Origin of the sequence: Pantoea allii (genome assembly GCF_002307475.1) — a bacterium.
Lineage (GTDB): Bacteria > Pseudomonadota > Gammaproteobacteria > Enterobacterales > Enterobacteriaceae > Pantoea > Pantoea allii.
Map to the genome: position 1 here is coordinate 159,318 of NZ_NTMH01000011.1, position 22,135 is coordinate 181,452.

15 protein-coding genes are annotated in these 22,135 nt (G+C 52.2%); 3 read left to right on the top strand and 12 right to left on the bottom strand.

Going from position 1 to position 22,135, the window contains the following annotated elements:
- Positions 1-74: 74 nt before the first annotated feature.
- The 9 genes from CMR03_RS03690 to wbaP all read right to left on the bottom strand — a co-directional run bounded on the left by CMR03_RS03690 (position 75) and on the right by wbaP (position 12,214).
- Positions 75-2,288 carry a phage tailspike protein gene (locus CMR03_RS03690; RefSeq protein WP_096010813.1) on the bottom strand — a complete coding sequence of 738 codons (2,214 nt, stop codon included), beginning with the start codon at positions 2,286-2,288 and terminating at the stop codon, positions 75-77.
- 87 nt (positions 2,289-2,375) lie between these two features.
- A complete protein-coding gene (locus tag CMR03_RS03695; RefSeq protein ID WP_096010814.1) occupies positions 2,376-3,410 on the bottom strand; it encodes a glycosyltransferase in 1,035 nt (344 codons plus the stop codon).
- Positions 3,411-3,455: 45 nt separating this feature from the next.
- The gene (locus CMR03_RS03700) at positions 3,456-4,208 is read right to left on the bottom strand and encodes a glycosyltransferase family 2 protein (protein WP_096010815.1); all 753 of its coding nucleotides are present in this window, start codon (positions 4,206-4,208) and stop codon (positions 3,456-3,458) included.
- An 81-nt stretch (positions 4,209-4,289) separates the two neighbouring features.
- Positions 4,290-5,207, bottom strand: coding sequence for a glycosyltransferase family 2 protein (locus tag CMR03_RS03705; protein ID WP_063881214.1), 918 nt, complete (start codon positions 5,205-5,207; stop codon positions 4,290-4,292).
- 129 nt (positions 5,208-5,336) lie between these two features.
- Entirely contained in the window at positions 5,337-6,473 is a 1,137-nt protein-coding gene (locus CMR03_RS03710; RefSeq protein ID WP_063880172.1) for an EpsG family protein, read from the bottom strand.
- A gap of 255 nt (positions 6,474-6,728) precedes the next feature.
- Positions 6,729-8,906, bottom strand: a complete 2,178-nt coding sequence (wzc, locus tag CMR03_RS03715; RefSeq protein ID WP_063880173.1) for a tyrosine-protein kinase Wzc — start codon at positions 8,904-8,906, stop codon at positions 6,729-6,731.
- Between the two features lie 12 nt (positions 8,907-8,918).
- A complete protein-coding gene (locus CMR03_RS03720) occupies positions 8,919-9,353 on the bottom strand; it encodes an arsenate reductase/protein-tyrosine-phosphatase family protein (protein ID WP_063880174.1) in 435 nt (144 codons plus the stop codon).
- Between the two features lie 9 nt (positions 9,354-9,362).
- A complete protein-coding gene (locus tag CMR03_RS03725) occupies positions 9,363-10,502 on the bottom strand; it encodes a polysaccharide export protein (RefSeq protein ID WP_096010816.1) in 1,140 nt (379 codons plus the stop codon).
- A 278-nt stretch (positions 10,503-10,780) separates the two neighbouring features.
- Entirely contained in the window at positions 10,781-12,214 is a 1,434-nt protein-coding gene (wbaP, locus tag CMR03_RS03730) for an undecaprenyl-phosphate galactose phosphotransferase WbaP (protein WP_063880176.1), read from the bottom strand.
- 777 nt (positions 12,215-12,991) lie between these two features.
- Between wbaP and CMR03_RS03735 the strand changes: the two genes are divergently transcribed.
- On the top strand, positions 12,992-14,557 hold the full coding sequence (locus CMR03_RS03735; protein ID WP_096010817.1) for a TerC family protein: 1,566 nt from the start codon (positions 12,992-12,994) through the stop codon (positions 14,555-14,557).
- Between the two features lie 10 nt (positions 14,558-14,567).
- Here the strand turns inward: CMR03_RS03735 and asmA are convergent, their stop codons facing one another.
- From asmA to udk, 3 genes are all read right to left on the bottom strand, one after another.
- Positions 14,568-16,382 (bottom strand): outer membrane assembly protein AsmA, encoded by a 1,815-nt coding sequence (gene asmA / locus CMR03_RS03740; protein ID WP_096010818.1) that lies wholly within the window; start codon positions 16,380-16,382, stop codon positions 14,568-14,570.
- 14 nt (positions 16,383-16,396) lie between these two features.
- Entirely contained in the window at positions 16,397-16,978 is a 582-nt protein-coding gene (gene dcd, locus CMR03_RS03745; RefSeq protein WP_063880179.1) for a dCTP deaminase, read from the bottom strand.
- 84 nt (positions 16,979-17,062) lie between these two features.
- Positions 17,063-17,704 carry a uridine kinase gene (gene udk, locus CMR03_RS03750; protein WP_063880180.1) on the bottom strand — a complete coding sequence of 214 codons (642 nt, stop codon included), beginning with the start codon at positions 17,702-17,704 and terminating at the stop codon, positions 17,063-17,065.
- A 279-nt stretch (positions 17,705-17,983) separates the two neighbouring features.
- On the opposite strand from udk, the gene CMR03_RS03755 reads away from it, so the two are divergent.
- Positions 17,984-18,598: a phosphatase PAP2 family protein gene (locus tag CMR03_RS03755; RefSeq protein ID WP_063880181.1), complete on the top strand. Its 615-nt coding sequence runs from the start codon at positions 17,984-17,986 to the stop codon at positions 18,596-18,598.
- Positions 18,599-18,762: 164 nt separating this feature from the next.
- Positions 18,763-22,098 carry a diguanylate cyclase gene (locus tag CMR03_RS03760; RefSeq protein WP_096010819.1) on the top strand — a complete coding sequence of 1,112 codons (3,336 nt, stop codon included), beginning with the start codon at positions 18,763-18,765 and terminating at the stop codon, positions 22,096-22,098.
- Positions 22,099-22,135: the final 37 nt, after the last annotated feature.

Here is a 22,135-nt window from a genome sequence, read left to right on the forward strand (position 1 = left end):
AAAAACAGCAAGTTATTTCAGTTCACCAACGTCCCAGATGCTGTTGGTGTTGGCTGCCATCAGGCAGCCCTCTCTCATGACGATTTGATAGCAAAATACGGTAAAGCGACCTGCTTACCGTTAATAACGACAGACACGAATCCTTCAGGTTTGCTGGTATCCACCTTGTCATCAGACAACGCGCGGGAGGCCAGCAATAAATCCCCCTGCTCATTCGCGCCCACGCCCGCTTTGCCATTGTGCAGGCTGAAACGCTGTGGGGCAGCATGGCTGCTGCTGTCCGGCGTGGCCTTCGCCATTTTGGCATCGACCCGCGCACAACGGCCGGTCACAAAACGATCTTTCGCTGTGCTCTTGATCATCACGGCGGCAGATGGCGTCCACCCGGCGAGTTTGACGAAAACCTGGGTGTCGGTATCGGTTTTGGCGACGTAACGCACATCCAGCACCGGGCTACTGCCTTCCGCTGACCAGCTGGCTTCGGCATGGTCTTTCTTACGCTGAATATGAATCACCGCCCGGCCGCCGGTGTTTTTACCACTGATCAGGTTCATCAGCGGTTCACCATCCGTGCCGTTATTGAACTGCGACTGACCAAAGAGTTCGATTTCCCACGAATCACCGACGGTCGGGGAATAAAGATTAGCCAGTTCGAACCACACGGCCTGATTACTGTTGTTTTCCAACAACCAGCGCGAGGTGAGGTAGTTGTATTTCAGGCTGCCATCAATGGCGACGCCATAGGATTCAACGCGGGTTGATCCCATCTCCCAGGCGCTTAACCAGCGGTCGCCCTGCTCTGAATTATCAATCCAGCTGCCGGATTGCAGGTTGGTCTGACGCGTATTCAGGCGGGAATGCCAGGCGATCAGCGGATTTTTACAATCCTCAAGGCTGAGGGCGTCAATAATCCACTGACCGTTTGAGATATCACCCGGATTGTCGCAGTGCTCTATCCAGCCGTTATGAATCAGCGACTGGCTGCAGCGCGGCAGATTGAGGACTTTGCCGCCCTTACAGTGCTGAGCGTTAAAGTTAGACAACTCGATGGCCGTGCTGTGATCCCAGTTGCCCTTCTTCTGACCGGACCAGCCCGCCTGGATCACATCACCGGTACAGGCCGAGGCGTACCACTGGTCAATCTTACAATCCAGTGTATCCAGCAGGCTGAGCGCGGTGCCGCCGACCTGGTTGAAGCGCAGGCACGCGCCACGGAAAAACTGGCCGCCCGGACAGGTATTACGGAACAGGCCCTGTTTATTGGGACTGGAATCCGTATTGCCGTTGAAAATCAGGTTAGAGATTTCCACCCAGCGGGCGCTGACTTCGAACACAAACGGGGATTTACCATCTGAAACGATGGTGGTCGCCGGGAAATAACCGAAGTTAACCATCGCCCCGGAGATACGGAAGAAGCGGCGCTGTTCTTCGCCGAAATCACAGCCGGACACAAAGAAGGTACCGGCAGGGAACTGCACACAGATGGGCTGATCGCTCTGTTGCGACCACTGGTACATGGCTTTAATCGCGGGCGCACTGTCGGTTTTGCCGTCAGCGATAGCGCCAAAATCAAACAGCGACAGACGGTTGAAGTCATCGACCACGCGACGCCAGTGAAATCCGTCGCCGCTGAAAATCACCCCCTGATCGTCCTGCGCCGGCTGAAAGCTGCCGACGAACTCACCGCCGCCCACTTCAAGCCCGGCGTGCCAGCTTTTCAGCTTGATTTTTGCCCCTTCAAACAGCGGTCGCGTCTTGCGCAGATCGTCTACCGAGGGGATCTCGCCAATCAGCTGGTAACCCGCAGGCTGCGCCAGGCGCTGGCTGAAGGCCGCCTGGCCCGGCTGGCTGACATCAGGAATGTTAAACACCATCTGCCCGTTGCTGTCTTCCAGCGCCATCGAGTGCGAGGGGTTGGCTATCAGCGCCGCATTATCTTTAACGAACTGGTCAAAATTGCCTTTGTTCAGGGTAATCGGCTGGCTGATTTGTGCCAGATTACCTTTTGCATCGCGCAGGAATACCGGTATCTGGTTACCCGGTTTGCTGGCATCACTGCCGGATTGACCAATCCACAGTTTTCCCTGAAAGTTTTGCCAAAACTGCGGCGGCATCGCATAGACATTTTCAGGTGTCAGAATGGGTACATCGCCTTTAGGAATCGCGGTGGCATCAACCGACTTTAGCGCCAGGCCATTACTTTTAGCGGCGTAACTGGAAAAGGTGCTCACGGAGAGCGCCCCTACAAGGGCGGAGGCTGCGGTTTGCAAGACTTCTCTTCTTTTCATGCAATAAATCCCGTCGTCATGAAGGCTATAAACTCAGCCATAAAAGGTGTCCCATGAGGCACATCAAAAGTGAGCTTCTCCAGCCCGTTACACCAGTGCCAGCCAGCTTTGTTTAATTTGCTTGCCGTCAAATTTCAGCGCGGTTTGTTGGGTTTTTTCGCTCATGGCGTAGAACAGCGCATCATCGCTGGCCAGCTGTTCCATCCGCGCCAGGAATTCGCTTTTCTTGTTCATTGGCACCAGGAAACCGTCTTCACCGTGGTTAATGATCTCCTGCGGGCCGGTTGGACAGTCATAGGCGACGACCGGCAGTGACCAGGATTTTGCTTCCAGCAGCACCAGCGGCAAACCTTCGTAGCGCGAGGTCATCAGCGCCATATCACTGTCGCGATAGTAATCATTGATGTTGGTGACTTTACCGACAAAATTCACGCTGGAAGTGATGCCCAGTACCGCCGCCTGATCGTGCAACTGCTGACGTAATTCTCCATCGCCGGCAATGACCAGCGTCCAGTCAGGATGGGCTCTCGTAAAGTCGCGCCAGATATCCAGTAACAGGTCAAATCCCTTTTGATTGTCCAGACGGCCCACGGCCAGCGCCTGACGATGGCGCGTGGTGCGATGCCAGGATTTGTACACTACCGGGTTAGGAATGGCCTGACTGGGAATGTGCCAGCGCTGAAACACCTGATGATCTTTATCCGTCAGCACGATGACGCGATCGTAGTAGCGCAGTAGCAGGAACTTGAGGAATTTAATGGGTTTACTGAAGGAGTTAATGGCGATGTGCTCGCAGGCATAGGCTTTGAAACGCTTCTTTTTCAGCGTCATCAGGTTCCAGAAGGCAAACATCACGCTCAGGCGACCCATGCTGATTAAAAATACGGTGTCGAAGCCTTCCTGCTGGATACGGGCAACGGCACGCTTGATGGGATTGCTTTCCCCTTCAAAGCTGACGATCTGTTTGACCTTCTCAAAAGGGTAAAAGGGTTCACCGTGCCCCTCTAGCGAGTAGATGGTGACGTCGTGCTCATCGCCGAGACATTCCGACATAAAATTACAGATATTTTCGGTGCCCGCATACGAGTAAGCGTCTTTGATCACCAGGACAATTTTTTTCATTAAACGTTATCCACCTCAAATTTATACACAATCCTGCCGATCGGCTTAGCGGTGTTTCAGGCTAAACAGCACACCATTCACCATATACCAGGCGTAATAGTAATAGATTTTTAACGGATTGTTTTTATAGATAATTCTTAATAGTTCGAGGTGCCATTTGGCGGCTTTATTTTTATTACGCGACAGGGAATCACCCAGTTCGTAATAATTCACCAGAATGCTCTGAATTATGCGGGCCTGTTTATAACGGTTAAACAGTTCGTAGAGGAAAAGAAAGTCTTCATGGCCTTTGCGTTCAAACAAAATGCCACCCGGCGGACGGCGAAAACAGACGGATGAGAAGCACACCCGATACTGTTTTTTCACGAAGTTGTCCTGTTGCAGATAAGGCTTTGCGTAGCGGATATCGTGGTCGGCTTTGCGCGTTTTGTAGTGATATTCCGTAATGACCAGATTATCGCCATCGGCAATAGCCTGCATCTGCTGACGCAGCTTATCGCTGTGCCATTCGTCATCGCTGTCAAGAAAGGCGATGATCTCTTCTGTCGCGGCACGCAATCCGACATTGCGGGTTTCTGCGGCGCCCATGTTGACCGCGTTATCAAGAATGGTAATACGCGGGTCCTGACACTGTTCTCTCACCCACTCGAGTGAATCATCGGTGGATTTATCGTTGATCAGATACAGGTGCCAGTCCTGATAGGTTTGATTGATAACGGACTGCACGGCGCGTAATACCGTCTGGCGAGCATTATACATAGGCATAACAATGCCAACGGTACCAGAGTGATTATTCATTTTCATACCTGAATAAATAAAATAGACGGAGCCACCAGGAGCCTGTCCGGCAGCGTTAAAACGTCACGACATTCAATGGAATCAGGAGAGCGCCTTTTCGCCGCCTAAACGCGCTTTTAACTTGTCTTTCACGCGGTTCAGGAAGTAAGTGCGGTTGTCTTTATTGGTCAGCAAGAAGTAGCGTGCAAAACTGACGCTCGCCATCAACGAGTTGCCGTCCATTTTGTAGCGCAGGGGCAGCTTGAATGCTTTGTAGGTGTGAATATCACGTGCGGTAAGGTGCGGTTTCATCGTCTCCAGCCAAAACAGGGAGTACTTGACCGATTCACCTTTGTGTTTAGAGCCAAACTTCGTGACCAGATGATAGTTAGCCAGCGGGAAAGCGATCATTTCAAACCGGTAACCCATGCGATCGGCACGGATGCAGAAATCATAATCCTGATGGCGGATAAACCGCGCGTCGAACTGAATTTTAGCGGCATCTTCACGCTTCAGCACAATGGTGCTGGTTTGAATAAAGCCATAACAGCCAAACAGGTATTCCGCCACAGTTTCATTTTCGGCGGGCGGCTGCATGGGCATGACTTTCAGGAACTCACCGTCCTGATAGATGTTCACCTGACTGAAAATAATGGTGTTCTGTTTGCCTTGTGCCTCAAGCTCAGCAATTTTCTCGCTGACCTGCTGCAGCTTGTCCGCATGCCATTCATCGTCGGCATCCAGAAAACTAATGTAGTCACCCGTTGCCAGCTCGATGCCTTTATTACGAGCACCAGCACCGTTGAGTTTCACCTCAGATAACACCAGATTGATGTCCAGATCCTGATAGCGCTCACTGCGCACCACGTCGGCCAGCGCGGCAGCATCGGCGGATTTGTCATCCACGATGATGACCTCGAAATGACGATACGTTTGTGCTTTAACGCAATCCAGCGTCGTGACAATCGATTCTGACGCGTTATAAGCCGGAATTACGATGGAGAAACGAATGTCCTTCATTGCCAGCACCTCATAAAAGTATTCAAAAATAAACAATTCAATCGACAAACGTCGAAGAAAAACCTGTGATATTTCAGGCGACCGCCGCGCTGAGTGAAGCCGTTCACGCGGCGCGGATCGCCGGGTCCGTTACCGAATCAGCCAAAACTCCTGGGCCACTTCATACCCAACAACCGCTTGCTTGGTTGAAATGGTGTTGTAGTAGAGGTAATAGAGCAGGAAGAAAAACAGCATGCCAAACAGCGCCGGCTTCCATACTCGCCTGGCTTGATAGATCAGTGAGGTCAGGATGATGGGTTCAACCTGTTGCAGATAGTTAGAAAGACGCGAACCTGACGGGAAGTTGTACAGGAAGATACGGATCGCCCCGCCGATAGCAAAGCTTAAAATCAGCAGGTAGTTCAGGCGATACTGCGCATAGTTTTCGCGTTTCAGCTCATTGCTCAGCATGAAATAGAAGAAGATAAACACCAGCATGATGTTCTTCAGGTTCGACACTGACAGGATGCTGCCATCCATTGCATAGGAGGGATCGTTGTTATAACCCGATGCCCTTTCCCCCAGCGATCCAAGATGACCGGCAATCAGGGCAATAAAGCTTGATCCCCCCACCACCGAGAGCGGCAGGCTGAAACCGATGATAATCACCGGCCACCAGCGCCAGTCACGAATAAACAGGAATGGCACCAGCGTCACCACCATCACGGCGGTGTTGTGGCTCATAAATGACAGAATAAAAAAGGCAAAGGCCCACCAGTAACGCTTCAGGTATATCGTCCACAGTACGCCAAGGAACAGAGCGGAACTTAAGCCAAAACGTATCTGGTTAATGTCTTTATTGATAAAGATGTGCGCCGAATACAGCGCCAGCGCCAGCACCGGGTAAGGTGACATCTTTTTGAAAAAATAAGCGTTTATCGATACCGCGATGGCGCAGAAGACAAACAGGAACACGCTGGCATTGTGCGAAACTAAGCTGGTTACCCACGCCATCGCAAAAATCAGCGGTTCGTAGCGGAAAAACGCAACGGTCTCGAAAAAGCCGTTGATCTGGATGCGCCGGATAAAATCTTCGAAGAAACTGCGGTACTGGTAGTCATCCATGCCGGTGCCAAGCCCACGAATACCACCGAACACGATCAGAATAATGGCCGCAAAGCACAGCAGCCAGGTCAAAATATAATTTGTGCGTTCGTCTTTTTTCACCAGGATTTCAAACAGCGAAATCAGCAGCAAAAACCCTGATATATACCAATATGGAGCCATGGTGTGATTCCTTAAATCCACAAGTTCTCATGCCAACAGCGGCCTGTGCTGATTACCGTCCGGGTTGATATCTCAGCGGGTCTGCGCCGACATGGCGACAGACAAAAGCGTGTTGATGATGAATTCTGATGATTGACGTTAGATCGTCGCTTATTGTGCGTTGTATCCAGAATCACCTGTGCAAATCGTTATGTGTCGTCATCCTGAGCCTGCGATCAAAAGGGGCGGTCAAACCCGCCCCTTTTCTTTCAGCTCTTAGCTTTTCGTCGGTTTACCGTACTCGTAGTCGTAGTAGTCATAGCCATAACCGTACGAGTTAGCCGCTTTTCGTACCACGGCGTTAAGGATAATCCCTTTAATTTCGATACCGTTCTGGGCAAAGCGTTTGAAGCTGACATCCACTTCTTTCGTGGTGTTGGTTTCAAAGCGCGCCACCATCAGCGAGGTACCGGCCAGCTTACCGATAATGGAGGCATCCGTTACGGCCAGAATCGGTGGCGTATCAATCAGGACTATGTCGTAATTTTTACTTGCCCACTCCAGCAGTTCACCCATGCGGCGGTGCATCAACAGCTCCGACGGATTCGGTGGAACCTGACCGCGCGGCAGGAAGTCAAAACCGTATGGTCCTTGCTGAATCATCGCTGGCGTAAATTCAGTTTTGCCTGACAGCACGTTAGAGAGACCGGATTTATTTTCCGCACCCAACAGTTCGTGGGTGTAACCACGGCGCATATCACCATCGATAAACAACACCTTCTGCCCTGCTTTCGCAACCAGAGTGGCGAGGTTAACGCAGATAAAGGTTTTACCAATTCCTGGGCTGGCACCGGTAATCATCAGAATGTTGTTTTTCGCTTCCATCATCGCGAAGTGCAGGCTGGTACGCAGGCTACGAATCGCTTCGATAGACAGATCGGTTGGGTTACCCAGCGCTAACAACGTCTCATGCGGATCGGTTTTCACCTTGTGACCGCGACGTGCCAGTGCTTCGGTATCTTTCTTACGTTGCCACTCGGAAAGCGGGACGCTGGCATAAACGTTCATGCCCAGCTCTTCCAGCTGCTCTGGGTTCTCGATACCGTGATGCAGCAGCGCCTTCAGCAGTACCACGCCCACGGACACCATCAGACCCAGAATCAGGCTGGCGGCAATAATCAGCAGCTTTTTCGGCGCAACCGGTGAATTAGCGGTCGCGGCCTGATCGATAATACGTACATCACCCACGGTACTGGCTTTACTGATGCTCAGCTCTTGCTGACGATTCAGCAGTTGCATGTAGATTTCCTGTCCTGACTGCACATCGCGGGTCAGACGCAGAATTTCCTGCTGGGTTTTAGGCATCTGCGCAATTTTCTTGTTCAGCTGCGTCTGCTCGTCTTCCAGCGTTTTACGCTTTTCCAACAGCGCCCGGTAGGTTGGGTGATCCTTGGTGAACAACTGTGAAACTTCAGCTTCACGGAAGGTCAGCTCGTTAAGCTGGCTCTGAACACTGACGGAAGAATCCAGTGCCGATTTTGCTTCGAGCGACAGGTCAACGGACTCATTCTCGCGACGGTAGGTGTTGAGTTTGTCTTCGGCCTGATCCAGTTTGCCGCGAACTTCCGGCAGTTGCTGTTTCAGGAACTCCAGGCTTTTCTCGGCCTGTTCGGATTTACGCTGCACGTTCTGTAACAGGTAGTTATTGACGATCTGGTTCAGAACTTTGCTGATCTGCTCCTGATCTTCACCCACATACTGCAGTCCCAGTACGCCGGTATCTTTCCCTTTGTCCGCAACAGTCAGGTTAGACAGGATGCTGTTAATTGCCTGCAGATCGTTGAGTTTGGTGACGGTAAACGTGGTGCCAGGCTCCGCATTGATATCGCTGACCAGCATGCTCACGTCGCCGTGTTTTTCAAACTGCCCCACTTTACCTTTGAACAGCTCATCGCCATCAGCCGAAACGGTATAGCTGTCTTTACCCGTAACCTCCAGTTCAACACTGCGTTTTTCAATAGTGCGCGGGATTTCAAGACGGGATACCGCGACCTGTCCGGGCTTGTTGCCCATCAGACGCGACAAGCCTTTACCGATGACCGGAAAGTAGTTCTGCGAAACCATCGCATCCAGGCCGAGGTCCTGAACGGTTTTCCCCAGCACCATACGTGATTCAAGGATCTGGATTTCGGTATCTGAGGCCGGCGTCGTGGGCATGATTGACTGCAGTTCATTCAGGACGGTGCTGCTATTCTTCTGCTCAACCTGAACCATGGCGTCGGCGCTGTAAATGGGCGTCGCAAACAGCGTGTAAAGCGTTGCCACCAGCATGAAAAAAGCGGTAACAGCGACGATGACCCAGCGGTGATCAATAAGCTGTCCCACAAGATGCGCCAAATCCCACCCATTCGATTCCTCGCGTGGCGCGGTCATGACTTTGTTTTTTATATTCATGGATAATCCCAACTATCGGCTTAGTACGCTGACCCATTTCTGAGTGGCGTGTTCCAGTAACCCGTAAACCTCTTCAAAGGCCTCACGGCTTTTTCTGTACGGATCCGCTATTTCCTTCTGATTGAGCCAGTGCCCAAGCAGCATCGTTTTGCCGCGTGCAGCCGGATCGATGCGGTTAACCTGTTCAATATGGCGTTTTTCCATCACCAGAATCAGGTCATACTCCCGGCACAGGCTGGCCGTTAACTGCTGGGCCTCATGACCGTCCAGGGATAACCCTTTTTCGGCCGCCACCTCAGTCGCGGTTTTATCCGCCGCATGACCGACCAGCGCGCCGAGTCCGGCAGATGCCACAGGAAGGTGCGGCAGCGCACGTTTGAACAGGCGCTCTCCTGTGGGAGAGCGGCAGATGTTGCCTACGCAGACGACTAACACGGACTTAATCATGGCTAAACCTTAGTTCGACCAGTTGCGGATGCGCTGTGCGGCCTGAGTCGCATCGTTAACACCGGCGATGGTTGGTATCAACTGCGATATCACACGGTTCCAACGCGTCAGCGGCGTCGAGGTTACGTAGACGATATCGTAAGGTTCAAGTTGGAATTCGGTACCCATGACCATGGACGCCGCATCTTTGGTGTTTAACTGATAGATGTTGGCAATTTTGCTGCGGTCAGTGCCGCGAGTCGGTCGGATAACAAACACACCGGTCGCGTCAGAGGTGGTTTGATCCATGCCCGCCGCGTTACCCAGTGCTTCCGCCAGCGTCATGCCACTGCGATCCATTTTCAGGGTTGCCTGCTGTTTCACTTCACCCATCACAAAGACTTTCAGATCGTCATTGCGCGGCACATACAGAATGTCACCCGGATAAAGCAGATGGTTTTGGCTCAGATCGCCGTTCTGCATCAATGCCTGCAGCGAGACGCGCTGCTCACGACCGTTGTGAGTCAGAATGACATTACGCCAGTCTGCATCCGCCGCTAAGCCACCTGCGGCGTTAATCGCATCCAGGACAGTGAGCGGGACGTTGGTAATGGGCTGCTGGCCTGAAGTGGTCACGGCGCCGGTCACATAGGTTTTCTGTGACTTGAACGAGGCGATGCTGACATCGACCTGAGGGCTTTCGATGTACTGCGCCAGACGACGCGCGACTTCATCACGCACCTCACCAACGGTACGGCCAGCTACACGGACTCTGCCAATGTAAGGATAGAAAATCGTGCCATCTGAATGTACCCAGTTACCGGTGTCGCTGGCGCTGCGGTACTGACCTGCGGGGGTGGTGAGCTCAGGGTGATCCCACACGGTGATGGTGAGCACGTCACCAATGCCGATGCGGTATTCGTAGTTCTGAATCTCGGTCTGGAGTGATGGATTAGCCTGTGCCACCAGGGGCTTGGGACGCATTCTCTCCACCAGCGTTGGTGTTAACGGGTAAACGTTAACGTATTTGTCGATGTCAAAATTGTTGTCCTGCTGCTCAATGACATCTTTTCCCGAAGTGGACAAATTTTGCCCCGGCACGACGGTACAGCCGGCCATAAACGTGGCAGATACCAGAACAGGTATCATTTTCATTTTCATTGTAATCATTTAGATCTTCGCTATCAGTTAATGTTTGATAGAGGCGAATACGCCGCTGTGTAAGCGCTCGAAAAATGTAAACTATCCTGAATCAGGCCCTGAACATGTCGTTCATTATTCTTAGCTCCTGTCTTTTACCAATAACGCGCTTTACCCGTGACGGATTAAAGCAAAGCAGAACATTTCTGTTTATCAATGCCGTACCGCTTTTTTTTAGAAAAACCTGCCAGCCGGGCACCTGAAAAAGGCTGCTATCAGAGCATGGCTGACAGAGTTTTTTTCTGCGGCTAGTAAGCACCATCACGTTTAAGTACGACACCAACGGTTTTGAACAAAATCGCAATGTCGTTCCACAGAGACCAGTTTTTTACATACCATGAGTCGAAATAGACTCGCGTTTCATAATCTACATCGTTGCGCCCACTGACCTGCCACAAGCCTGTCATGCCCGGTTTGGCCATCAGGTAGTAATCGACATCGCCAGCATAGCGAGCCAGTTCATCTTCAATCACCGGACGCGGTCCGACCAGGCTCATATCGCCACGCACGACGTTCCACAACTGCGGCAGTTCATCAAGGCTGGTTTTACGAATAAAGTGCCCGACTTTAGTAATACGTGGATCGTTCTTGAGTTTGAAATCTTTGTCCCATTCAGCGCGGGCAATCGGGTCCGTGCGTAAGACTTCCTCCAGCACTTCCTTCGAGTTAATCACCATCGAACGGAACTTGAGGCATTTGAACTTACGACCGTTTAAACCTACGCGCTCGTGACCATAAATTGGCGGCCCACCGTCGCGTCCGACCAGGAAGCCCAGCACCAGCAGAGCCGGTAGCAGCATCAGGATGATCGACAGTGCACCGAAAATATCGAAGGTGCGTTTCAGGAAACGTGAGGTACGTTTTGCCAGGTTATTCTGAACACGCAGAATCATGACTTCATGGCTGAAGATGTAGGCCATGTCGGTGCCGTAAAGCGGCACACCGCGAAGCGTCGGGATCACTGACACAGAACGGCAGTTATGCATGGCCAGGGATTTCAGCCACATGTCGCGGTGCTGACTTTGCTCGAACTCAACCGCAACAATAAACTGCGTTTCACTGTTCGTCAGATTCCACAGCGCTTGCTCATCGCGCAGCACCGGGATACCTGAAATTAACTCCTGCGGGCAGGAACCGTCCACGTCATAGAAGGCAATCACGTCGAAGCCCATGACTTCTTCGCTCTGCAAAGCCTGCCAGGCTTCCTGGGCGTTTTTATTGCTACCGATGATAATGGTCTGCTTTTTCCACAAGCCGTATTTATTCAGCAGGCGTTTAGACAGCGAACGGCAGACCGGAATGATCACCAGCGTAATAAGCCAGGTCAGCAACCAGACAAAACGTGACATCTGCCATTGTGACAAGGCCGTGATCGACAGTTCAATGACGGAGAAAATGAGAATGGTACGAAAAATTTCTTTTAATTCGAACCAAAAAGGTTTGCGATAGGTGTAATGACGCAGCCTGACCCAGAACCAGAACACGCAAATTACAGACAGGCAGATGTGTGTAGCAACTTTTAAATTTAATTCCCGATCAGACATATCCGACAACAGTGAAGGAGATGTCATATTAATTAGCATCATCGCGATAAATAATGCCGCGTTGAAACATATTAAATCAGAACAAGCCAATAATAATTTGGTGATAAGACTTTTAAACGTAAATTCGTTATCGCGCATATTTAACTCTTTATTTTATTTCCTTAACCCACCACACCAGACTCTTAAGCGACCAGCATTGTCCCTTAAGCCCGAGCGTTTCTGAGGGGAGCTCCTGCGGCATTTACGCCATTGTCATTGACTATGAAACCAATAATACCGTACTCAATACCAACAGATTACTCTGACTTTATCAGCAACATGCTGATTAAATATCAAACCGAAGCGGCGACTCAGACACGCTACCGCCCTTGGCTGTCGCTGCCAATACCGCCCTGATTGCCACTGTTTTTCGCTGCACCGCGTGCGATTGCGCACAAAACATCCTTGTGCAGAATGCGTTGACATTCCGCTACATACCATGACGGATTATCGCGCAAATTACAGATTCAGGCGCAGGCGTTGACTAACTCGTTGCTATACTAGTTATTACTGGCATGTTTACAAGTAGACCCCGCCATCCCTGGACTATTTTAGGAAAAAGACTACCAGTAATAAGTATTGAACCCGCCCATTTTCGGCTTTGAGGTGGAAAAAAATCAGATTTATTCCATGTTGGCACCAGGAATAATCGCATAAGAAATTCCTCTGAATGAGAAATGCGGTGACATTAATCTGCAACCTTTTTCCGCTACTGTCGTCCCCGCATTAATCAATCTGCTGAAGAATCATCCTGTAATTAATGTATGCGGTATTCAATTAAATCGTAAAGAACCTGTAAGGTCGCTATTTGTCCCCTGGCCCTCTCTCCACTATCATCAGATAAAGCTTATTTTTAGACATTCAGGTGAATAAAGCATGTTGGAGGTAATGGCCGACCCCGCGTTATGGGCAGGTTTAGTCACGCTAATCGTTCTTGAACTGGTACTGGGCATCGATAACCTGGTATTTATCGCCATTCTGGTCGAAAAGCTTCCCGCCGCGTCGCGCGATCGGGCCCGGGTTATTGGCCTGCTGATGGCGTTGGTCTGCCGACTGCTGCTGCTGGCATCTCTTTCCTGGCTGGTAACACTGACCCAGCCATTGATGACGCTGGCTAATCACGCCTTTAGCGCCCGTGACCTGTTACTGCTGTTCGGTGGACTGTTTTTATTGTTTAAAGCGACAACAGAACTGAACGAAAGACTAGAAGGTAGCGATGACGACAACGCTCAACAAAAAGGCGGCGCTAAATTCTGGCCAGTAGTGGCACAAATTGTGGTGCTGGACGCGATATTTTCGCTGGATGCGGTGATCACGGCTGTCGGTATGGTAAACGATTTGCCCGTGATGATGGTCGCGGTTACCGTCGCCATTTTATTGATGTTGCTGGCCAGTAAGCCCCTTACCCGCTTCGTCAACAGTCACCCGTCCATCGTTATCCTGTGCCTGAGTTTTTTGCTGATGATTGGCTTTAGTCTGGTGGCGGAAGGGTTTGGCTTTGCCATTCCGAAAGGCTATCTCTATGCCGCCATTGGTTTCTCGGTGCTTATTGAAGCCCTGAACCAGCTTGCGCAGTTTAACCGTCGCAAGGTGCTGTCTGCCGGTCGTCCGTTACGGCAGCGTACCGCCGAAGCGGTTTTACGCCTGTTACGCGGCGAAGCCGAACGGGCAGAACTGGATGCAAAAACGTCGTCGATGCTTGCCGATGGCGATTCAGTCGCGCTGTTCAATCGTCAGGAGCGCGTGATGATCGCCAGAGTCATGGGGCTTGGGCAACGTCACGTAAACAGCATTATGACGACGCGCCACGATGTTCAGCATATTGACTTAAGTGACGATCCGGCCGTCATTATGGCGAATCTCGACAGTAATCAGCATACGCGCATCGTTATCACGGATAACGGCAACGAGCCGCTCGGTATTGTGCATGTTAACGATTTGCTGCATCAGTCACTGCACCACCATTCACTCGATTTACGCAGTCTGATCCGCCAGCCGCTGGTGTTTCATGAACGCATCACCCTGTTACAGGCGCTGGAGCTGTTTCGTCAGGGGCACACGCACTTTGCTTTTGTCGTTGATGAGTTTGGTTCTGTGGAAGGCGTTGTCACCTTGAGCGATTTGATGGAAACCATCGCCGGGAGTCTGCCCAATGAGGCAGGTGAGACCGATGCGCGCTATGACATTCAGCCTAACGGTGCGGGCGGCTGGATTGCCAATGGCCAAATGCCGTTAGAAGACCTGGCAATGTATGTCACCTTGCCGCTGGACGACAAACGGAATTATCACACGCTTGCCGGGCTGGTGATGGATCGACTGCAGACGATCCCGCAGGAAGGCGAAGAGATCGCACTCGGCGATTACCGGTTACGCACCCTGCAGGTTGAACACCACCGGATTCAGAAGGTAGAAATCCTGCCGAACCCCGACGCGCCGCACTGATGCAGCGCCTTTATGGGCGCGGCGAATCCTGGCGGCTGTCTTTGGTCTGCTGACGATCGAGCCACTGATTCAGACGCGATTTAGCCTCGTTTTGCAACTTATCACGGAGCACGTCGTCAACCGGCAGCGTATATTGTGGATTATCCCAGCTGCCGTAGATACGAAACGGGATCGCCTGGCTGGAGAGCGCTGCAACCAGTTTTTCATCACCCTGCCAGCCACTCAGCGTCAGGCCCAGCGTCACGTCTAACTGTTGCTGCACCATATTGACACTGCCGTCACCCCGTAATGCCAGTTGCTTACTGGTACCGTTAAGATGGCTAAAGGTGAGTAGCCCTTTTTTCAGCGCAAGCTGGCCACTAATGTCGTCGATGCCCTGCCCTGATGCCTGATCGTCACTGCTGATACGGTCGCTGACGCGTGCGACGGCGCGACGCACCATCTGCTGCAAGTCAATTTGTGCCAGCTTGAGGTGGCTCACACGGATATCCGCTTTGCCCTGCCAGCTGCGTTTCGCATCCTCAAGGGTAAGGTTATCACCCGCCAAATCACCGTTGAGATCCACCGTTCCCTGTAGCGACTGCGGCAAGGCAAGCGCCTTTAACAAGGGCTGGATATCAACCTGGTTCAGCACCGGCTTAAAGCTGACATAAGTAACGGGTTGACGAATATCAATGCTGCCAGGAACAGAGAAACTGCCCTGCCCTACTGAGCCAGACAGCGTACGCAGTGTCATCAAGCCCTGTTGGTTAACCGCATCCACAGCGAATTTGGTGAGGCTAAGACCTCGCCACACCGCCTTATCCGCCTGCAGTTTGACATCCAGATCGATATCGTTGAGCGGCGAGTCCGCATTCGTGGGTTCGCGCTGATCGGCAATCACTGGCGCAGGGGCGATCTGGCTGCTTTGCCCACTCACCTGCTGGGTCAGTGATGAGATAAAAAGCAGGTTGTCCATATCGAGTGAAGTGGCATGAAGGTCCAGCGCCAGTTGTTGCGGTGGCGTGAGGTTGCCTTGCGCGTTGCCGCTGAGAACGCTGTCGTTGGCGTTAAGCTTCAGGTCGGTGACGGCAAAGGTATTCCTGTCGGCATTCCAGCGTCCCTGAAAACTCAGCGTACCTTTAATGCCCTGCGGCGGCAGGCTGGCACCAGACAGATCGTAATCCAGCTGATCGAGCTGACCGCTTAACTGATGAGGATACTGTGATTTGTCCAGCCGGCCTTTCAGATTGACTAGCGCCGTGCGCTGGTTGCGCGTCAGGCTGGTATTCAGCGTGATCGTTGCCACGCTGGACTGATCCTGCTCCATATCCAGATTCAGATTGCGGAAGGTGAACGCATCACCGCCGGGCTGTTGCCAGATAAACAGGCTGTCCGACAGCTGAAGCTTGTCGATATCGAATGACCAGCGGGCAGAAGAGGTCGGCTCGGTATTGTGCGGGCCGCGCGGCGCATCCTGCGGGGCCTGTGCGGCACTGTCAGGTGTCACCCGCACCACGGCATTTTTCAGCATCACCTGGCTGACGCTCAACTGATGCGACAATAAAGGCAGGAGGTTTACATCCAGGCGCATGTTGTCTGCAGAAACGACGGGCTGCGACGCACCGGGCGCCGTCAGACTCATACGACCGGCAAGAATGCTGAGTTTTGGCCAGACATGCCAGCGCAAATCGCCGTTGATGGTAAGTTGATAACCGCTGCGCTGTTCGACCTGTTGTACCATGTAGCTACGAAAGTCGTTGGGATTGACCAGCAAAACCAGCGCGGTCAAGCCTGCTACGACCACCACCAGTAAGATGGCCAGCGTGGTTATCACTCTTCTCATCACATCCTCATGAATTAGTCTTTATCGATACGACTGGCATCAGCACCCTGCTGGCCTCGATATTTCGCGTTCTCACGGCGATTATAAGGGCGCGCGGCTGGCCCGGAAAGCGGCTCAAAGCTTAGGGCACCAATCAGCATTCCGGGGCGCAGCGCCAGGGGCAGTTTGCCCGAATTATAGAACTCCAGCACGATACGGCCCTGCCAGCCTGGATCGATACGGTGCGCGGTCACATGGACCATCAAACCCAGGCGCGCCAGCGAGGAGCGTCCGTCCAGCCAGCCTACGAGGTCGTCAGGAATGGTGACGGATTCCAGCGTTACCGCCAGAGCCAGCTCTCCTGGATGCAGGAAGAACGCCTCGCCTTCGGGGAGAACGATCTCATCGCTCATCACGCGATCGAGCGCGGCACTCACTTCGTCCTTCGGGCCACTCAGGTCGATAAAGGCAGCGGTATGTCCACTGAAAGTACGGAACTGATTGCCTAAACGGACGTCAACCGTTGCACCATTGATACGTTCTACGGGTGGCCGCGGCGTAATCGCCAGTTTTCCGCTATCAAGCCAGGCTTCAATATCGCGGTCGCATAATCTCATTGCGGTAACTCCATGAAGTAAGTGTAGCGAACAGGGCGCATCTGTGCTGTTAACCTGTTCGCGCCACGTCCTTTGAGACGTAAACTACTCGAAGAACTGGTTAATCTTGGCCTTGAGGATATCAATGGCGATACGGTTTTTACCCCCGCGCGGCACAATAATATCTGCATATTGTTTGGAGGGTTCAATGAACTGCAGAAACATAGGGCGAACCGTTTTCTGGTACTGGCTCATCACGGAGTCCATTGAACGACCACGTTCATTCACATCACGCTTCATACGACGCATCAGACAAATGTCGAGCGGCGTATCCACAAAGATGGAGAAATTCAGTTCCTGACGCAGGCGCGCATCGGTCAACAGTAAAATGCCTTCAAGGATGATGACTTTTTTAGGCTTAATTTGCAGCGTTTCTTTCGTACGAGTGTGCTCGACATAGCTGTACACGGGTAACTCAATGTCCTGTCCTGCTTTTACCGCACGCAAATGCTGTAATAACAAATCATGATCCATCGCGCTGGGATGGTCATAATTGGTTTTAACCCTCTCTTCCATGGTGAGGTGACTTTGATCTTTGTAATACGCATCTTCAGGAATAACGCCGATATGTTCATCGCCCACCTGGTCGCGGATTTCACGATAGAGAGTACTGGCGATTAAACTTTTACCGGATGCGGATGCACCTGCAATGCCAACGATCACGCACTGATGAGACTTGTCAGTCATACTTTTAAAAACCTGATACTGGAGCCAGAAACTGTGCGCAAACTGCGCACCCAGTTAATGGGGCTGAACGGAGAGGGTGAGTTGGCGCTAAGTATAGGGATTTCGGCCTTTTGATGCCAGAGAAATGGCATTCTCCCTTTTCAGACTTTCCCCTTTTAACCTAACGGGTTTCACCGATAAACTAGCAGCACAAAACAGAATGACGACGCACAGCACCTGTCGGGCCTGATATGGCTGATGAATAAGGGCGTTTTGCCCGAAGAAGAATAAAGGAAGACTATGCTCTGGAAGACCCTCACCTATTTTGGTGACAGTATGTTGTTGATTCCCACGGCGGTGATTATTGCACTGATTTTGCCGTGGAAAAGCGATAACCGCCGCACCGTATGGTACTGGATCATGGCGTTTGGTTTAGCCGGGTTGGTTGTCAGCGTGTCCAAAATACTGTTTCTTGGTTTTGGTATCGGTAGCGCCCGCTTTAACTTCACCGGGTTTAGCGGTCACAGCGCCATGTCCGCTACCCTGTGGCCAGTGATGCTTTGGTTAATATCTGGGCGCTGGTCAAGCCGGTGGCGCGTCTTTGCCATTGGTGTGGGCTATGTCATTCCATTGATGGTAGGTCTGTCACGACTGGTCATTCATGCCCATTCCATTAGTGAGGTACTGACCGGGCTGTTGCTGGGCTTTACGCTCAGTACCGCGTTTTTATTGTCGCAACGGCAAACGGCGCTGAAGGGCTTTAGCTGGCCACAAATTGCCGCGGCGCTCCTGGTCCCGGTACTGCTGCTGGGGCACGGCCGGATAGCCACAACACAACAGTTTCTGGAGCAGTTTTCTGCCCGTCTGGCTGGCATGGAAAAACCTTATACAAGGGCAGATCTTTTCCGCGACTGATAAACTGAATGGCGCGTGCTGGCGCGCGCCATTCAATCCAACGAATACCGCAATTTAATGATTTCCCCCCTGTTTTTTCTACCAAATGTGCTAGCATTCTTCCAATAACAATGGCTCGCGCACTGCATCCCATTGCACTATCTTGCTCCCTGCTGGATCGATAAATGATCGTTGAGACACTGGCCTCGTCAGATAAATCACCTAACACGTGGCTACACGCCTGCTGGCTTAGCCTGGTTTCCTTCGTCCTGACGTTGTTCTGTCTTGAACTAATTGTGGTCAGCGGTAAAATTTCGCCGCTCTGGTTCTCAACGGCACTAATGACCATCGTGGTTTTTCGTTGCACTTCACGCCAGTTGCCCTTTTTGCTCCTTGCCTGCCTCATTGGTACGGCGGTGGCAAACGCATTGATTATCGGCCCTGCCCTTTCAAATTTAAAATTTGCGCTGCTTAATCTGTTGCAGGCCCTGATCGGCGGATTTTTATTACGCGCATTGCTTAACCGGGATGCGCCGCTGGTTTCGCTAAATGACTGGATACGCTTTGTCATTGCCACCGGCATCATTTCTCCGGTTATTGGCGGTACCCTTGCCCTGTGGGTACTGCACGTGGGTGAACAGGCGTCGTTTGCCTTCTTTTATACCTGGGTGATTTCAGAAATTATCGGCATGCTCGCCCTTGGCCCGGTTTTGCTGCTGCTCTCCTGGCCATTGCCGCACGATTATCTGAAACGCGCGTCGCTGTTTGAAACGCTTATCACCCTCGTTCTGACGCTCACCGCCAGCTATTTATCGCTGCGGTTCTTACCCTGGCCGTTTACCTTTATTTTGGTCGTGCTGTTCTGGTGTGCCGTGCGGCTGCCCAAGGTCGAAGCCTTTGTGCTGTTTTTTCTTAACGCCAGCTTTATGGCGTTACTGCTGTCATTAGACTGGATTAAGGTCACGCCTACCGTCAGCGCCTATGCGGTCATCACCAGTTGGCTTCCGTTTTTGATGGTTTTAATCCCCTGTCATATCATGTCGTTAGTGATGGATGCTTTCCGCCATGAAAAGCATCACATTAGCGAGAGCGAAACCCGTTTTCGTCATGCCATGGAGTATTCAGCCATTGGCATGGCGCTGGTTTCTGTAGAAGGCCGATGGCTTCAGGTGAATAAATCCTTGTGCGATACGCTGGGTTATCCCGAGCATGAACTCACCAAACTAACCTTCCTGCAAATTACCCATCCCGACGACATCTATGACGATCAGAAGCGACTGGAGAAGCTGCTCGAAGGCAAAATTTATTCCTACACGCTGGAAAAGCGCTATTTTCGTAAAGACGGCGAAATAGTCTGGGTACGGCTGACCATCTCCCTGGTGCGCGATAATGCGCAGCAACCGCTCTATTTTATTGCGCAGATTATCGATATCTCCGAACTGAAACAGAGCGAACAAGTGAATCAGCGTCTGATGGAGCGGATTACGCTGGCGAATGAAGCGGGCGGCATCGGCGTATGGGAATGGAACATGATCAGCGGCGAAGTACTGTGGGATAAGCGCATGTACGAGCTGTTTGGCATGAAATCCCATGAATCGCCCAGCTACGATCTTTGGGTGAAGATGGTCCATCCCGCCGATCGTGAATATTGCGTGATGACGATACAAGGCGCTATTGAACAAAGCAGTGCGTTCCAGATGGAGTATCGGGTGGTGCGAGAGGATGAGCACTACTGGATTCGTACCCAGGCTAACCGCCTGCTCAGTAAAGATGGCCGTATTGAGCGCATCCTGGGGATCTCTCAAGACATCACTCCGTTACGTAATTTGAATGATGCACTGTTTCAGGAAAAAGAGCGCATGATGATCACGCTGGACTCAATCGGTGAGGCCGTTATCAGTACCGATCAGGAGATGCGCGTGACCTTTATGAACCCTGTGGCGGAAAAAATGACGGGCTGGTCTCAGGACGCGGCGGCAGGTAAACCGGTCAGCGAGCTATTGCATATCACCCATGGTCGTCATGGCCCTGAAGTCGAAAACCTGCTGCTGAACCACATCCCCTCCGAAAAAACCGCGCCCTACCTGTCTGAAGAGTGGGTATTACACACGCTGAACGGCGAACACATTGATATCCATTACAGTATTACGCCGCTCAAATCTGAATCTGGCACCGAGCGCGGTGCGGTGCTGGTTATTCAGGACGTCAGCGAGTCACGTAAAGTGATGAAACGCCTGAGTTACAGCGCCCTGCACGATACGCTGACCCGATTGCCTAACCGGGCCAGCTTTGAGCTGCAACTTAAGCGACTGCTTTCCGACGCTGTCGAGCATCAGAATCAGCACGTGCTGGTGTTTATTGACCTTGATAAATTTAAGGCGGTCAACGACAGCGCGGGACATGCCGCCGGGGACGCCCTGCTAAGCGAACTCTCGGACTTAATGCGCCACCGCCTGCGCGGCAGCGACTTCCTGGCCCGGCTCGGCGGCGACGAGTTTGCCATCCTGATGCCCGAATGCCGGGTCGATCAGGCCTGCGAAGAGGTCGAAAACATCGTTCGCGCCGTCAGTGACTACTGTTTTGAATGGCTGGGGCGCGCCTATCAGGTCGGTGCCAGCGCGGGCATTACGCAAATCTCCGCACAGAACGCGCAGAGCAGTGATGTCCTCTCGCAGGCGGATATTGCCTGTTATAACGCCAAGCGTAGCGGGCGGGGCCGCTATATGGTGTATGAGCAGCACCCTCTCGCGTTGATGGGAAACCCTCACGCCCTGGATCTGACGATGGTGGATGCCTTGCAGGTTGAAATGCAGGTATGGGCGGTCGCGCCGCCCGGTAAGCCTCATTCTGCCAGCGTCTGGCTGGTGGAGATTCAGCTGTTCACCGAGGAAGGGTTGCTTATTGATGAGCATCTGCTGCGTAACAACCTGACCGATGAGGCGCTGAAACGCCGGCTGGAAGACAATATCGTTGCAGCCTTTTTCGGTCAGCGTATTTCCACAATGAGCCAAAAAGGCATCGCCTTGATATTGCCCCTTGATGTGAACGCGCTTTACGATCCGGCCTTTGTCGAAAACCTGTGTTTTCGCTTTGCGGAATCGGGTCTTGCAGACAGCCATAGCGGGATTGCGCTTAACGCCGCCAGCGTCCTTGCCAGCGGTGAGCGCCTGATCGGCGCGTTGACGAAACTACGCCAGGCGGGCTGTCGCATCGTGTTGCAGCATTTTGGCCGTAATCTGGATGCCTTTAATCAGCTCACCGGCAAGGTCGTTGACTGCCTGATTCTGGCCCCGGAGCTGGTTGCTAACCTGCACAATAATCTGATGGATGAGATGCTGATCTCCATTATTCAGAGCCAGACCAGCCAGCGTGATATTACCCTGCTTGCAGGCCCGGTTTCGGTTCCAGCCGTTCTCACCACGCTCACCCGTCTCGACGTTGCCGGCGTCTGGGGAAGCGCGGTCGCAGAACGCCAGCCACTGAGTAAACTGGCGGAAGAGTCCCTTTTCGCGATTCGCTAATTCTGCCGCTCACCGCTTGCCACGACCTTTCAGCTGC